Origin of the sequence: Rhizobium sp. LC145 (assembly GCF_001005825.1) — a bacterium.
Lineage (GTDB): Bacteria > Pseudomonadota > Alphaproteobacteria > Rhizobiales > Rhizobiaceae > Neorhizobium.
In genome coordinates this window covers 428,195-440,885 of sequence record NZ_LBHV01000004.1, presented here as the reverse complement: position 1 = coordinate 440,885, position 12,691 = coordinate 428,195, and the positions used below count along the sequence as shown (strand labels likewise).

10 protein-coding genes are annotated in these 12,691 nt (G+C 63.3%); 8 read left to right on the top strand and 2 right to left on the bottom strand.

Going from position 1 to position 12,691, the window contains the following annotated elements; all coding sequences use genetic code 11:
- Positions 1–77: 77 nt before the first annotated feature.
- Entirely contained in the window at positions 78–773 is a 696-nt protein-coding gene (locus YH62_RS13665) for a TetR/AcrR family transcriptional regulator (protein ID WP_046794757.1), read from the bottom strand.
- A 154-nt stretch (positions 774–927) separates the two neighbouring features.
- On the opposite strand from YH62_RS13665, the gene YH62_RS13660 reads away from it, so the two are divergent.
- The 5 genes from YH62_RS13660 to xylA all read left to right on the top strand — a co-directional run bounded on the left by YH62_RS13660 (position 928) and on the right by xylA (position 7,923).
- Complete coding sequence (locus YH62_RS13660) at positions 928–2,154, top strand: HlyD family secretion protein (RefSeq protein ID WP_046794756.1); 1,227 nt, start codon at positions 928–930, stop codon at positions 2,152–2,154.
- Between the two features lie 27 nt (positions 2,155–2,181).
- On the top strand, positions 2,182–3,774 hold the full coding sequence (locus YH62_RS13655; protein ID WP_046794755.1) for a DHA2 family efflux MFS transporter permease subunit: 1,593 nt from the start codon (positions 2,182–2,184) through the stop codon (positions 3,772–3,774).
- 144 nt (positions 3,775–3,918) lie between these two features.
- A complete protein-coding gene (locus YH62_RS13650; protein ID WP_046794754.1) occupies positions 3,919–4,938 on the top strand; it encodes a LacI family DNA-binding transcriptional regulator in 1,020 nt (339 codons plus the stop codon).
- Positions 4,939–4,966: 28 nt separating this feature from the next.
- Positions 4,967–6,421 carry a xylulokinase gene (gene xylB / locus YH62_RS13645; RefSeq protein WP_046794753.1) on the top strand — a complete coding sequence of 485 codons (1,455 nt, stop codon included), beginning with the start codon at positions 4,967–4,969 and terminating at the stop codon, positions 6,419–6,421.
- A 191-nt stretch (positions 6,422–6,612) separates the two neighbouring features.
- The gene (gene xylA / locus YH62_RS13640) at positions 6,613–7,923 is read left to right on the top strand and encodes a xylose isomerase (protein WP_046794752.1); all 1,311 of its coding nucleotides are present in this window, start codon (positions 6,613–6,615) and stop codon (positions 7,921–7,923) included.
- Positions 7,924–8,085: 162 nt separating this feature from the next.
- Here the strand turns inward: xylA and YH62_RS13635 are convergent, their stop codons facing one another.
- Positions 8,086–8,961 carry an aldo/keto reductase family oxidoreductase gene (locus tag YH62_RS13635; protein ID WP_046794751.1) on the bottom strand — a complete coding sequence of 292 codons (876 nt, stop codon included), beginning with the start codon at positions 8,959–8,961 and terminating at the stop codon, positions 8,086–8,088.
- 93 nt (positions 8,962–9,054) lie between these two features.
- On the opposite strand from YH62_RS13635, the gene YH62_RS13630 reads away from it, so the two are divergent.
- From YH62_RS13630 to YH62_RS13620, 3 genes are all read left to right on the top strand, one after another.
- Positions 9,055–9,957 (top strand): LysR family transcriptional regulator, encoded by a 903-nt coding sequence (locus YH62_RS13630; protein WP_046794750.1) that lies wholly within the window; start codon positions 9,055–9,057, stop codon positions 9,955–9,957.
- Between the two features lie 196 nt (positions 9,958–10,153).
- Entirely contained in the window at positions 10,154–11,677 is a 1,524-nt protein-coding gene (locus tag YH62_RS13625) for a sugar ABC transporter ATP-binding protein (protein WP_046794749.1), read from the top strand.
- Entirely contained in the window at positions 11,677–12,681 is a 1,005-nt protein-coding gene (locus tag YH62_RS13620) for an ABC transporter permease (protein WP_046794748.1), read from the top strand. Before YH62_RS13625 ends, YH62_RS13620 begins: the two co-directional genes overlap by 1 nt.
- Positions 12,682–12,691 lie beyond the last annotated feature (10 nt).

Genomic DNA, 12,691 nt, shown 5'->3' with positions numbered 1-12,691 from the left:
ACAAGGCATATTGCCCCGTCCGATTTAAGGATCGGCGTGAATAAGACAAGGGGAAGTTGCGGCGGAACCGCCTGAATTCAGGCTGGTTCCGCCATTTTCACCATTGCGGGTTTCTCGACAGTGCCATAGGCGGCCATGAAGACCTTCACGGCACTTCTCACCACCCGTTCGAGTTCTTCCTTCGGCGGCACGTCGTTGAGTTCGCCGAACAGGCGGAACTTGAAGAACATGCCGCTGGAAAGCTCGATGAACTGGCGCGCCGCCAGGTCCGTATCCTCGACCTTCAGCGTGCCCAGCATCACATGCCGCTCGATAAAGGCTTGCAGCACTGTGCGGATGTTCGCCGGTGAGCTGAAGAACTGCTGACAGAGCCCCGGCATGCGATCGACCACTCCGGTCATCGTCCGCATCGCCCTGATGACGCCGGGCGAGGTGGTGTGAGCCGCAAAGCCCATGCCGAAGCGGAAGAGGCCGTCCTCGACTTCCTCGCTGCCCTGCAGCACGTCCTGCATCGCAGAGGTGATGCGTTGCCGCTCACGCTCCACCATCGCCGCGAAAAGGTCTTCCTTGTTCTGGAAGTAGACGTAGATGGTGCCTTTCGAGACGCCCGCCTCGCGCGTGATGTCGTTCATGCTGGCGGCATCGAAGCCGAGTTTCATGAATATGCGCTTGGCGCCGTCAATGATCTGCTCGCGTTTGGCCGGGTCCTCGCCTGCGGCGAAACGGCCCGGCGGGCCCTGCCCGCAGAGCTCGTCCTTTCTCGTTCTGGTCATGTTTCATGCCCCTTTAACTTTTTCGAACCGATCGGTTCGATTTGCCCTTGATATGTGGTACCGAAGGGCCTATGTCAAGCGGCGCTGAACCGAACGGTTCGATTGAGACAAGCGGTTCGACAGACGATAGCACCTCCGACGACGGTAAACCAAAATGACGTCCTCCCATAATACGGGCGCCCTGCGCGCCGTGACGAATGATAGCGCGGAATCTGTTGAAGTCGAAGCCCGCAAGCAGGCTCCGGCGGCCGAACAGCCTACCGCAGCACCGCCGGCGGATGCAATCGCGGCGCCGGCCGTCAGCCCACCCCAGAAGAAGAAGCGCCGCGGCTTTCTTCTGCCCGTCCTTGTCGTTGCGCTCCTCGGCGGGGCGGCCTGGTACGGTTACAACTGGTGGACCGACGGGCGGTTCCTTGTGACCACCGACGACGCCTATGTCGAAGGCGATATCGCCATCATCTCGCCGAAGGTTTCCGGCTATGTCGCGAAGGTCGACGTGGTCGAGAACCAGGCCGTGAAGGCCGGCGATCCGCTCGTTACCCTGGACGACGGCGATTACCGGCTCGCGCTCGAACAGGCTAACGCCAATATCGAGAGCGCCAGGCTCGCCGTTTCCCGCATCGATGCCCAGATCGTCGGCGCTCAGGCCACGCTGAAGCAGGCCGAGGCGCAGCAGGGCGCGCTTGAAGCGTCTCTCCGCGGCGCCGAGATCACTCAGAAGCGCGCCAGCGAACTCGCCTCCAAGTCGGTCGGCACCACGGCCGATCTCGACAAGGCCAATATCGCGCTGGATGAGGCCAAGGCCAATCTTGTCGCCGGCCAGGCGAATGTCGCGTCCGCTCGCGCCAATATCGAGCTTCTCCATGCCCAGCGCAACGAGGCCGACAACACCATCCGGGTGCAGGAAATCGCCCGCGACAAGGCCGAGCGCGACCTGAACTTCACGGTTCTCAAGGCGCCCTATGACGGTATCGTCGGCAATCTGGCGGTCCAGACCGGCGATCTCGTATCCGCCGGCAAGCGTCTCGCGGCGCTCGTTCCGCTGACCGAACTCTACATCTCGGCCAATTTCAAGGAAACGCAGCTCGGCCATATCGAGGTCGGCTCGAAGGTCCGCGTGCATGTGGATGCCTATGAGGATCGTCCGATCATCGGCACGGTGGAATCCGTTTCGCCTGCCTCGGGCGCGGTCTTCTCGCTGCTGCCGCCTGAAAACGCCACCGGCAACTTCACCAAGGTCGTGCAGCGCGTTCCGGTCCGGATCTCCATTCCGAAGGACGATCTCGAGCAGCAGCATCTGCGCGCGGGCCTGAGCGTCGTCGTCGATGTCGATACCCGTACCGCGCCCGCCGGCGGCAATGCCGTGGCGGCGGTAAAGTAACCGGACGAAGCTTCAAGGAGAACGGCCATGGCAACGACGGCCGTTGCGGGCGCCCCCTCTCAGGCAGGCTCCGCCGATCAACCCATGGACAGACGCAAGCTCATCGCGTTCTTCGCGATGGTGCTCGGCATGTTCATGTCGATCCTGGACATCCAGATCGTCTCGGCCTCGCTCGCCGAAATCCAGGCCGGCCTTTCCGCCGGCTCGGATGAGGTCGCCTGGGTGCAGACGTCCTATCTGATCGCCGAAGTCATCATGATCCCGCTTTCGGGCACGCTTGCGCGCATCCTTTCCACGCGCGTGCTCTTTTCCATATGCGCGGCGGGCTTCACCCTTGCCTCGGCGCTCTGCGCCACCGCGACCAATATCGAGCAGATGATTGTCTATCGGGCGATCCAGGGCTTTATCGGCGGCGGCATGATCCCCTCGGTCTTCGCGGCCGCCTTCACCATCTTCCCGCCCTCCAAGCGCGCCATCGTCTCACCGATCATCGGCCTGGTCGCCACGCTTGCGCCAACCATCGGTCCGACGGTCGGCGGCTATCTCAGCCATGCCTTTTCCTGGCACTGGCTGTTCCTCGTCAACATCGTGCCGGGCATCATCGTCACCGCGCTTGCCTGGTTGCTGATCGATTTCGACGAACCCGAGATGAGCCTCTGGAAGAAGTTCGACTGGTGGGGCCTCATCTCCATGGGCCTCTTTCTCGGCTCGCTGGAATACGTGCTGGAAGAGGGCAACAACAAGGATTGGTTCAGCGACGAGCATATCGTCGTCGGCTCCGTCGTGATGGTGATCGGAGCGGTGGTGTTCTTCTTCCGGGCCTTCAAGGTGGAGTTCCCCGTGGTGGATCTGCGCGCCTTCGCCAACCGCAACTTCGCCTTCGGCTCGCTCTTCTCCTTCGTAATGGGCATCGGTCTCTACGGCCTCACCTATCTCTATCCGCTCTATCTCGGACGCATCCGCGGCTACGATTCGCTGATGATCGGCGAGACCATGTTCGTCTCGGGGCTGGCCATGTTCTTCACGGCGCCGGTCGCGGGCTTTCTGTCGAACAAGCTCGATCCGCGCCTGATGATGGCGATCGGCTTCGGCGGCTTCGCGCTCGGCACTTATCTGATGACCGGGCTGACCCAGGACTGGGATTTCTACGAACTCCTGATCCCGCAGATCCTGCGCGGCTGCTCGATGATGCTGTGCATGGTGCCGATCAACAACATCGCGCTCGGTACGCTGCCGCCGGCCCGCATCCGCAATGCGTCGGGCCTCTTTAATCTCACCCGCAACCTCGGCGGCGCGGTCGGTCTTGCGATCATCAACACCATGCTGACCCAGCGGAGCGACGAGCACTATGCCCGCCTTTCCGAACACGTGAACTACGGCAATCCGGCTGCTCTCGACTGGCTCGACAGCGTCGGCGCCAATTTCGATTCCTACGGCCTCGACGGCGCCACCGCGGCCATGCAGAGGCTCTCGGGCATGATTACCCAGCAGGCCTGGCTGATGTCCTTCATCGACGTGTTCCTGACGCTGACCGGCCTCTTCGCAGGCCTCATCCTGCTCGTCATGCTGATCTCCAAACCCGCGGCGCCGCCGGCCGGAAGCGGTGGCGGAGGCCATTGAATTTCAAGGAAATCCACCGCCGGAGGGCCGCCGCGCAAGCGACGGCCCTTTGCTTTTGCGCGTCCCGCAATTTTTGAAGGGCGTACCTCAGATTTCTGATTTACGTACCTCAGAAATTCGGCTACGAAGGTCGGCGGAGGAGACATGAAGCCCACTGTCCACGACATCGCGAAGATCGCGGGCGTCAGCCTCGCCACGGTGGACCGCGTGCTGAACGGCCGGCCCGGTGTGCGCGAGATCACCCGCGGCCGGGTGGAGGAAGCAATCTCGACGCTTGGCTATGTGCGCGATCTCGCCGCCGCCAATCTCGCCAAGGGCCGGACCTATGCCTTCACCTTCATCCTTCCCGCCAACGACAATTCCTTCATGATCGGTTTGGCCGAGGAAGTACGCGGGGCGATCGCCCGCTCCAGTGCGGAGCGCACCGATATCCGCATCATCGAGGTGCCGCCCTTCGATCCGGCAGCGCTGGTCTGCGCGCTTGACGCGGTGGTGGAGAGCAGGCCGGCCGGTGCCGCCTTCGTGGCGATCGATACGCCCGAAGTGCGCGCGGCGGCCAAGCGGCTGCAGGCGGCCGGTATTCCCGTCGTCACTCTGGTTTCCGACCTGCCGGATTCGGGTCGCGACCATTATGCCGGTATCGACAATATCGCCGCCGGCCGCACCGCCGCCGGCCTCATGGGACGTTTCCTCTCCGGCCGAAAGGCAAAGGTCGCGGTGCTTGCCGGTTCCATGCTGGTGCGCGACCATCGCGAGCGGCTGGAAGGTTTCTCGGCAGTTGTCGGGGGCTCTTTTCCCGATCTCGACATCCTGCCGGTGCTTGAGGGCAGGGACGACCCGACGCTTGCCGAAACGGCGCTTGCCGAAGCATTCGCGAACCATCCCGATATCGCCGGTATCTACAGCCTCGGAGCGGGCAATCGCGGTCTCATCCGGGCTGTGCAGACAAGGCGGGAGCGGCCGGTGGTGATCGCCCACGAACTGACGGCCTCCACGCGCGCCGCTCTCATGGATGGGACGATCGATGCGGTGCTCAATCAGGATGCCGGCCACGAAGTGAGAAGCGCGATCCGCGTGCTGAAAGCCAAGGCGGACGGCCTGCCGGTGATCGCCGCGCAGGAGCGCATTCGTATCGACATATTCCTGAAAGACAATCTGCCGTGAGGCAGCGCATCCCATTAGGAGAAGCACCATGTATCTAGGGCTCGACCTCGGAACCTCCGGCGTGAAGGCCATGCTGATCGACGGCGATCAGAAGATCGTCGGTTCGGCCAGCGGCTCGTTGGAAGTCTCGCGCTTGCATTCGGGCTGGTCGGAACAGGACCCGGCGCACTGGATCCGCGCGACCGAAGAAGCTGTCGCCGGGCTGAAGGCCAAGTTCCCGAAGGAGCTCGCCGCCGTGAAGGGCATCGGCCTTTCCGGCCAGATGCATGGCGCGACGCTCATCGACGCCGAGGACAAGGTGCTGCGCCCCTGCATCCTCTGGAACGATACGCGTTCCCATGAAGAGGCGGCGGCTCTCGACGCCGATTCCCGGTTCCGCCAGATCACCGGCAATATCGTGTTTCCGGGCTTCACCGCGCCCAAGCTCGTCTGGGTGAAGAAGCATGAACCCGAAATCTTCGCAAAAGTGGCCAAGGTCCTGCTGCCGAAGGATTATCTGCGCCTCTGGCTGACCGGCGAGCACATTTCGGAAATGTCGGACTCGGCCGGCACCTCCTGGCTCGATACGGGGGCTCGCAAGTGGTCCGGCGAACTGCTCGCTGCGACCGGCCTTTCCGAAAGGCAGATGCCATCGCTGGTCGAGGGTACCGATCAGGCCGGCAGGCTGCGCGGCGAACTCGCCTTTAACTGGGGCATGGGCGCAGGCGTGGTGGTGGCCGGCGGGGCAGGGGACAACGCGGCCTCGGCCTGCGGCATGGGCACGGTCGGCGAGGGGCATGCCTTCGTCTCGCTCGGGACCTCCGGCGTGCTCTTTGCCGCAAACGCTTCCTATCTGCCGAAGCCGGAAAGCGCCGTCCACGCCTTCTGCCATGCGCTCCCGAAGACCTGGCATCAGATGGGCGTCATCCTGTCGGCAACCGACGCGCTCAACTGGCATTCGCATGTGACCGGCAAATCCGCCGCCGATCTTACCGCCGAGCTCGGCGATAAACTGAAAGCGCCGACGGGCGTCACCTTCCTGCCCTATCTTTCCGGCGAGCGCACGCCGCACAACGATGCCGCCATTCGCGGCGCCTTCATCGGGCTCGAGCACGAATCGAGCCGCGCGGTGCTGACCCAGGCGGTGCTGGAAGGCGTCACTTTTGCGATCAGGGATAATCTCGAAGCGCTGAAATCCGCCGGCACCTCGATCTCCCGCGTTACGGCGATCGGCGGCGGTTCGCGCTCCCGCTACTGGCTTGCCTCGATCGCCACCTCGCTCGGCGTGCCGGTGGATATCCCGGCGGACGGCGATTTCGGCGCGGCCTTCGGCGCGGCACGCCTCGGCCTCATCGCGGCGACAGGTGCGCACCCGCTCGCGGTGTGCTCGGCACCCGAGACGGCCGAGACGATCGAGCCGGTCGGGCCGCTCTCGGAAGCCTACGAGACGGCTTATGCCCGCTACCGGGCGCTCTATCCGGCGCTGAAGGCGCTGGCGCATTGAATTGATCCTGATCGGGAAGGGTGAAGACCCCTCCCCAACCCCTCCCCACAAGGGGGAGGGGCTCCAGTGCCCCGAACTTCGCTTTCCCGAATGGGCAGGCGATGCTCTGGTCCTCTCCCCCTTGTGGGGAGATGCCGGCAGGCAGAGGGGGACTTTTCGTAGTTTAACGAGTTGCCAAGGAGGATATGACCATGAGCACAGGATTTTTCGGCGATATTTCGAAGATCAAATACGAGGGACCGGACAGCACCAATCCGCTGGCCTTCCGCTTCTACAATCCGGACGAGATCGTCGCCGGCAAGCGCATGGAGGATCATCTGCGCTTCGCGGTCGCTTACTGGCATTCGTTTACCTGGCCGGGCGGCGATCCGTTCGGCGGCCAGACTTTCCAGCGCCCCTGGTTCTCCGACACGATGGAAGCGGCGAAGATGAAGGCGGATGTCGCCTTCGAATTCTTCTCGCTGCTCGGCGCGCCTTTCTATTGCTTCCACGACGCGGACGTTCGCCCGGAAGGCAATAATTTCGCGGAGAACACGAAGAACCTCAACGAGATCGTCGACTATTTCGAGAAGAAGCAGGCCGAAACCGGCGTGAAACTCCTCTGGGGCACGGCGAATATGTTTTCGCACCGCCGCTATATGGCGGGCGCGGCTACCAATCCGGATCCGGACGTCTTTGCCTTCGCCGCGGCGACGGTGAAGACCTGCCTCGATGCCACCAAGCGCCTCGGCGGTTCCAACTATGTGCTGTGGGGCGGCCGCGAGGGCTATGAAACCATCCTCAACACGGATTTCTCCCGCGAGCTCGACCAGATGGGCCGCTTCCTCAACCTCGTCGTCGAATACAAGTACAAGATCGGCTTCGAGGGCACGATCCTCATCGAGCCGAAGCCGCAGGAGCCCACCAAGCACCAGTACGATTACGACGTTTCCACCGTCTATGCCTTCCTGCAGAAGCATGGGCTGGAGAAGGAAGTGAAGGTCAATATCGAGCAGGGCCATGCGATCCTGGCCGGTCATTCCTTCGAGCATGAGCTCGCCATGGCGAACGCCTTCGGCATTTTCGGCTCGATCGACATGAACCGCAACGACTACCAGTCCGGCTGGGATACCGATCAGTTCCCCAACAACGTGCCGGAAATGGCGCTTGCCTATTATCACGTGCTGGCGGGCGGCGGTTTCAAGAACGGAGGCACCAATTTCGACGCCAAGCTGCGCCGCCAGTCGCTCGATCCGCAGGATCTGCTGATCGGCCATATCGGCGGCATGGATTGCTGCGCGCGGGGCTTGAAGGCAGCCGCCCGGATGCTGGAGGACGGCGCGCTGAAGAAGCCGCTCGATGCCCGCTACGAGAAGTGGGAAAGCCCGGAAGCCCAGAAGATGCTGCGCGGCGAATACAAGCTCGATGAGATCGCCGCCATGGTGGAGCGCGAAAACATCAATCCGGAACCGGTCTCCGGCCGTCAGGAATATCTGGAGAACGTCGTCAACCGGTATGTGTGAGGGCATTCCCCTCCCCAACCCCTCCCCACAAGGAGGAGGGGCTTAACCTGCCGCGCTGTTTTCCGTGCCGATGGGGACGGAGGCGGGGCGGCTTGTTTTCTCCCCCCCCCCCCCTTGTGGGGGAGATGGCCGGCAGGCCAGAGGGGGAGGTGACTGCTCGCGTCACGCAGCTTGTTTGCCCCCAATCCCATCCAGCTCGCGGACCGCATCTTCCGGCAAGGTCAGCTCGGAAGCCGCAAGGTTTTCCTTCAAGTGCGTGACCGACGAGGTGCCGGGGATGAGAAGGATGTTCGGCGCGCGCTGCAGGAGCCACGCAAGCGCCACCTGCATGGGTGTGGCGCCGAGCCGTTCCGCGACGTTCGAAAGCGTCGAGGACTGGAGCGGCGAGAAGCCGCCGAGCGGGAAAAAGGGCACGTAGGCAATGCCCTCGCCGGCAAGCTGGTCGATCAAAGCATCGTCCTGCCGATGAGCAACATTGTACATGTTCTGCACGCAGACGATTTCGGTGATCTTGCGGCTGTCGGCCACCTGTTTCGCGGTGACGTTGGAAAGGCCGATATGGCGGATCAGGCCCTGGTGCTGCAGGTCCGCGAGCACCGTCACCTGTTCCTCGATCGATCCTTCGGCCGGACCGTGCACATCGAGCATTGAGCGGAAATTGACGACGTCGATGACGTCTACGCCGAGATTGCGAAGGTTGTCGTGGACGGCGGCGGTCAGTTCCTCCTTGGATGTGGCCGGGAGCCATTCGGCATTCGGGCCGCGTCTGGCCGATACCTTGGTGACGATGGTGAGATTATCCGGATAGGGGTGAAGGGCCTCGCGGATGATCTGGTTGGTGACATGCGGCCCATAGAAGTCGCTCGTGTCGATATGGTCGACGCCGGCGGCAACAGCCTCCCGCAGGACGGCAATGGCGGCGGCGCGATCCTTCGGCGGGCCGAAAACGCCGGGGCCGGCGAGCTGCATGGCGCCGTAGCCGAGCCGTTTCACGGTGCGGTTGCCGAGGGTGAATGTTCCGACGGTGTCGAGGGGCATGGTCGTCTCCTTTGCTGATGAGCAAAAGATAGAGGTTGGCGATAGGCGGGATAAGGCGCTACAATTCGGACGGGTTGTGCGGAATAGCGAACAATGAAAATCGAGACGAGCGATCTTGAGGCTTTCGTTGCGGTGGCGCGAGCCGGAGGCTTTCGGGAGGCTGCACGGTCATCGGATGCCAGCGCTTCCAGCCTGAGCGAGGCGGTCAGGCGCCTTGAAACGAAACTCGGCGTGCGGCTGCTGAACCGAACCACGCGAAGCGTCATCGCAACCGAGGCGGGCCGAGGGCTGCTGGAGCGGGTCGGCCCGGCGTTCGACGAGATGGAAGCGGCGCTCGACGTGGTGAACGGCTACCGCGACCGGCCGGTCGGTTCGCTTCGCCTCAATGTGCCCGCCAGCGCCGCCCGGCTCGTGCTGCCGCACATCGTGCCGGAATTTCTCAAGGCCTATCCCGATGTGCGTCTGGAGGTGATGACGGACGAGAGCTTCGTCGATGTCCTGAAGGTGGGCTGCGATGCGGGTATCCGTTATGAAGAGCGGCTGGAGCAGGACATGATCGCCGTGCCGATCGGCCCGAGGGTTCAATGTTTTGCCGCCGCCGCATCGCCCGCCTATCTTGACCGTCACGGGCGGCCCGAGCATCCGCGTGATCTTTTGCGCCATACCTGCCTGCGTCACCGCTTCGCCAGCGGCCGGATGCCCCCCTGGGAATTCGAGAAGGATGGCGAGCTCGTCGTCGTCGATCCGACCGGTCCGCTCATCGTCCAGGCGGGGGGAGCAAGTGATCTCGCCATCGACGCGGCCGTGTCGGGGCTCGGCGTCGTGGCCCTGTTCGAGGAATGGCTGCGTCCGCACCTCGACAGCGGAGCACTGGAGCCGGTTCTGGAACCCTGGTGGCTGCGTTTTTCAGGCCCGTTCCTCTACTATCCGGGGCGGCGGCTGGTGCCGGCGCCGCTTAGGGCATTCATCGACTTCATCAAGGCACACCACGCATAGACAGTCCCTTCGCGCTCCGACGAATTGGGGATGTAGTCGCAAGCACAAACCTGCTTTACGTACCTCAGAAACTAGGTTAGCGTCTAATTCCGATGGGAGGAGTATTGGTGAAGGTAATCGATTACATTGATGCCGGCGTGGACGTCGCGACCGGGTGTCCGAAGTCGTGCGGGCGCTATTTTCGCGGTGGCCGGGCATGACTGCGGCGATCTCGCACGACAGCGCTCCGCTTCTGGAGGCGGTCGGCCTTTCCAAGACCTTTGGCATCGTGGAAGTGCTGCGCGACATCGGCCTGACTGTCAAGGCAGGTGAGGTTCACGCCATCATCGGCGAGAACGGTGCGGGCAAATCGACGCTGATGAAAATTCTTGCCGGCAACCAGCCGCCGACGCGCGGCGAGATGCGGATGGATGGTCAGCCGGTTACCTTTTCCGGTCCGGTGGATGCCGAAAACCGCGGCATCGTGCTGGTGCATCAGGAAATCCTCCTCGCGCCCGACCTCACGGTCGCGCAGAACATCTATCTCGGCCGGGAACTCAAAAAGGGCCTGACGGTGGACGACCGCGCCATGAACGAGAGCGCGGCAAAGGCGATCCGCGATCTCGGCGGCGATATCGATCCGAACGCCATCGTCTCGCGGCTGTCGATCGCCCAGCGCCAGCTCGTGCAGATCGCCCGCGTGCTGCTCGTGCCGCATCGGGTCGTGATCTTCGACGAGCCGACCGCGTCGCTGACGCCGCACGAGACCGAGGCGCTGCTCAAGGTCATCAAGGATATCCGCGCCAAGGGCGTCGCCGTCCTCTACATTTCTCACCGCCTGCCGGAGGTGAAGGAGATCGCCGACCGCGTGACGGTGCTGCGCGACGGCCGACTCGTCGCCTCGCACGATGCGAGCGAACTGGAGCCCGCCGACATGGCGCGGCTGATGGTCGGGCGCGACGTCGCCAAGCTTTATCCGGATCGTCATGCCGGCGTTGCGCGCGAAGTGGTGCTGGAAGTCGAGCATCTCGACGTTCCCGGCTATGCGCAGGATGCGTCCTTCCAGCTCCGCAAGGGTGAAATTCTCGGCTTTGCCGGTCTCGTCGGCGCCGGGCGCACGGAGCTGATGGAAGGTCTCGTGGGCTTGAGGCCGAGCCGCGGCACGGTTCGTCTCAACGGCAAGCCGATCAGTTTCCAGGATGTGCATGCGAGCCTGAAGGCGGGCATCGCCTACCTTTCGGAAGATCGGAAGGGCAAGGGCCTGCTGCTGACGAAGGACCTGCGCGTCAACCTGACGCTCGCCTCGCTCGGCAAGTTCGTCAACGCCCTCCAGATCGACCGCAAGCGCGAGAGCGATGCGCTCGACGAGGCGATCCGCGAATTCGATATCCGCACCGGCCGGAAGGATATTCTCGCTGGCCAGCTTTCGGGCGGCAACCAGCAGAAGCTGTTGCTCGCCAAGATGATGATGCTCGATCCCTCGATCGTCATTATCGACGAGCCGACGCGCGGCATCGACATCGGCAACAAAGAACAGATCTATAAATTCATCGCCAAACTCGCGGAGGAGGGGCGCTCGATCATCGTGGTCTCCTCCGAAATGCAGGAACTGATCGGCATCTGCGACCGCATCCTGGTCATGCGGTCCAGCCGGATCGTCGGCGAAGTCACGGGAGACCATATGAACGAGAATGAGATCGTGGTGCTGGCAACGGGCGTGAAGACCGGGGAGGCCGCGTGATGACCACCGCCGCCACCGAAACAGCCAAGGCGCCGAAGACCTCGCGGGATTGGGACATGGCCGCGATCGCGCCCTTCATCGCGCTCGCGCTGCTCCTCATCCTCGGCTATTTCGCCAATCCGAACTTCGTTTCGGTCGCCAATATCCTCAACGTCGTCACCCGCAGCGCCTTCATCGCCATCATCGCGCTCGGGGCGACCTATGTCATCTCGTCGGGCGGGCTCGATCTTTCGGTCGGCTCCATGGTCGCCTTCGTTGCGAGCCTGATGATCCTGTTCCTGAACGCAGCGCCGATCGCCGATCCGATGATGCTGCTGATCGCGGGCATGCTGCTGGCCCTTCTGCTGGGTGCTGCCTGCGGCCTTTTCAACGGTCTGATCACCACCGTGGGCAGGATCGAGCCCTTCATCGCCACGCTCGGCACGATGGGCATCTATCGCGGGCTCACCACCTGGCTTTCCCAGGGCGGCGCCATCACGCTGCGCGACCGCGAGCTGCAAGCGCTCTACCGCCCGGTCTATTTCGGAGACATCTTCGGCGTTCCCGTGCCGATCGTGGCGATCTTCGTCACAGCCGCGCTCGCCGCCTTCGTGCTCTACCGCACGCGCTATGGACGGCACGTGATCGCGGTGGGCTCCAACGAGGACGTCGCGCGCTATTCCGGCATCTCGGTCAGGAAGGTGCGCACCATCGCCTATGTCATCCAGGGCCTCTGCGTCGCTGTCGCCGTGCTGCTCTACGTCCCGCGCCTCGGTTCCACATCCGCCACCACCGGCATCCTGTGGGAGCTGCAGGCGATCACGGCGGTCGTCGTAGGCGGCACGGCGCTGCGCGGCGGGGTCGGGCGCATCTGGGGCACGGTCTGCGGCGCCTTCATCCTGGAGATCGTCGGCAACATCATGCTGCTTTCGAACTTCGTCAGCGAATACCTGATCGGCGCAATTCAGGGGGCGATCATCATCATCGCCATGCTCGTGCAGCGGTCGCTGATGCGCAGATCATAAGAGACAGGCC

Coding starts and splice junctions, on each gene's coding strand:
- YH62_RS13635 (WP_046794751.1), bottom strand. CDS start 8,961: ATGCCCCTCGACACCGTCGGAACATTCACCCTCGGCAACCGCACCGTG.
- YH62_RS13620 (WP_046794748.1), top strand. CDS start 11,677: ATGACCACCGCCGCCACCGAAACAGCCAAGGCGCCGAAGACCTCGCGG.
- YH62_RS13660 (WP_046794756.1), top strand. CDS start 928: ATGACGTCCTCCCATAATACGGGCGCCCTGCGCGCCGTGACGAATGAT.
- YH62_RS13665 (WP_046794757.1), bottom strand. CDS start 773: ATGACCAGAACGAGAAAGGACGAGCTCTGCGGGCAGGGCCCGCCGGGC.
- xylA (WP_046794752.1), top strand. CDS start 6,613: ATGAGCACAGGATTTTTCGGCGATATTTCGAAGATCAAATACGAGGGA.
- xylB (WP_046794753.1), top strand. CDS start 4,967: ATGTATCTAGGGCTCGACCTCGGAACCTCCGGCGTGAAGGCCATGCTG.
- YH62_RS13630 (WP_046794750.1), top strand. CDS start 9,055: ATGAAAATCGAGACGAGCGATCTTGAGGCTTTCGTTGCGGTGGCGCGA.
- YH62_RS13650 (WP_046794754.1), top strand. CDS start 3,919: ATGAAGCCCACTGTCCACGACATCGCGAAGATCGCGGGCGTCAGCCTC.
- YH62_RS13655 (WP_046794755.1), top strand. CDS start 2,182: ATGGCAACGACGGCCGTTGCGGGCGCCCCCTCTCAGGCAGGCTCCGCC.
- YH62_RS13625 (WP_046794749.1), top strand. CDS start 10,154: ATGACTGCGGCGATCTCGCACGACAGCGCTCCGCTTCTGGAGGCGGTC.